General features: G+C 71.5%; 2 protein-coding genes. One reads left to right on the top strand and one right to left on the bottom strand.

What is annotated here, in order from left to right; translation table 11 throughout:
- The coding region (locus MXAZACID_RS19325) for a glycosyltransferase family 4 protein (protein WP_008494233.1) at positions 1–1053 on the top strand (1053 nt) is incomplete at its 5' end.
- Positions 1054–1074: 21 nt separating this feature from the next.
- Here the strand turns inward: MXAZACID_RS19325 and MXAZACID_RS20130 are convergent.
- Positions 1075–1792 (bottom strand): heterodisulfide reductase-related iron-sulfur binding cluster (locus MXAZACID_RS20130; protein ID WP_008494232.1); only part of this gene is annotated, 718 nt, incomplete at its 5' end.

The following is a 1792-nucleotide window of genomic DNA, read 5'->3' as shown; positions in this document are numbered from 1 at the left end:
ATCCTCTCCCATATGCGCGCCTTGCAGGCGCTGGGCTGGCACGTCTCCTTCCTGCCGCGCACCGGCGCCGCGCCGGATGGCGCCGCCCAGGCGCTGCTGGCGGCGCAGGGCATCGCCTGCCTCGCCGCCCCCGCCATCGCCTCGGTGGAGGAAGCGCTCTGCCGCCAGGCCGGGATGTTCGAGCTGGTCTATCTGCACCGGGTCAGCGTCGCCGCGCCCTATATGAGCCTGATCCGGCATTACCAGCCGCGCGCGAGAGTGATGTTCAGCGTCGCCGACCTGCATCATCTGCGCCTGGGCCGCCAGGGCGAGATCCAGGAGCGCCCGGAGCTGACCCGCGCCGCCCAGCGCCAGCAGGCGCAGGAATTCGCGGTGATGCTGCAGGCCGATGCCGTGCTCACCCACTCCCCGGCCGAGGCGGCGCTGCTGCGCCAGGCCGGGCTGGAGGCGCAGAAGCTGCATCTGGTGCCCTGGGCGATCAAGCCGGTGAAGCCCGCCATGCGCACCGACCGCGAGGGGCTGCTGCTGGTCGGCAATTTCGCGCATGAGCCCAATCTCGACGGGCTGCTCTGGTTCGCCCAGGCGGTGCTGCCCGCCCTGGCCGGGCAGCGCCTCACCGTGGTCGGCGCCGGGCTGCCGCATGGCGTGGCGCAGATGCTACGCACGCAAGGGGTGGAGCTGGCCGGCGCGGTGGAGGATCTCGCCCCCTATTACGCCCGCGCCCGCCTGGCGCTGGCGCCGCTGCGCTTCGGGGCGGGGATCAAGGGCAAGGTGCTGGAGGCCTGGGCGCATGGCCTGCCCTGCGTGATGACACCGATCGCCGCCGAGGGGCTGGAGCTGCCCCCCGCTTTGCGCGCCGCCGTGGCGCCGGATGCGGCCGGGCTCATCGCCGCGATCGGGACGCTGAGCCAGGATGCGGGTGCGTCGAAGGCGCATGTCGCGGCCGGGCGGGCGCTGCTGCGGGCGGGCTTTACCGCCAAGGCGGTGGAGAGCGCCCTGGCCAAGGCGATCGCGCCGATGACGTCTTCCGTGGTGACGATCAACCGGGGGTGAACCCCCGGAACCTTTTGAACCTTAGAGGCCGGCGGGCGCGGGGCCGCCGGTGGCCCAATCCAGCAGCTCGACGATATGGGCGACCGGCAGCCCGGAATGCTGGCCGATCTGCACCGCGCAGCCGATATTGCCCGTCGCCACCACATCCGGCCACAGCGCCTCCAGCGTCTGCGCCTTGCGCGCGCCGAGCTGCCCGGCGATCTCCGGCTGGAAAATATTATACGTCCCCGCCGAGCCGCAGCAGAGATGCGAATCCGCCGGCAGCTTCACCGTAAACCCCGCCGCGCGCAGCAGATTCTGCGGCCCGGTGGTCAGTTTCTGGCCATGCTGGATCGAGCAGGGCGGATGATAGGCGACGATCCGCGCCGGGATCTCCACCCGCGCCGGCAGCCCCGCCGCCTCGATCACCTCCGAGACATCCTTGGCCAGCGCCGAAACCCGCGCCGCCTTCTCCGCGTAAAGCGGATCGTCACGCAGCATATAGCCGTAATCCTTGATCGTGGTGCCGCAGCCCGAGGCGGTGATGACAATCGCCTCCAGTCCGGCCTCGATCTCCCGGCTCCAGGCCTCAACATTGCGCCTGGCCGCCGCCAGCGCCTCGGCCTCGCGCCCCATATGGTGGGTGAGCGCGCCGCAGCAGGCCTCGCCGGGGGCGAAACTCACCTGATAGCCGCAGCGCTCCAGCAGCCGCACGGTGGCGGCGCGGATTTCCGGGCGCAGCACCGGCTCTGCACAGCCT

Source organism: Acidocella sp. MX-AZ02, assembly GCF_000306035.1.
Lineage (GTDB): Bacteria > Pseudomonadota > Alphaproteobacteria > Acetobacterales > Acetobacteraceae > Acidocella > Acidocella facilis.
Note: the sequence above shows the minus strand (reverse complement) of the source record. Positions and strands in the feature narration are given on the sequence as shown.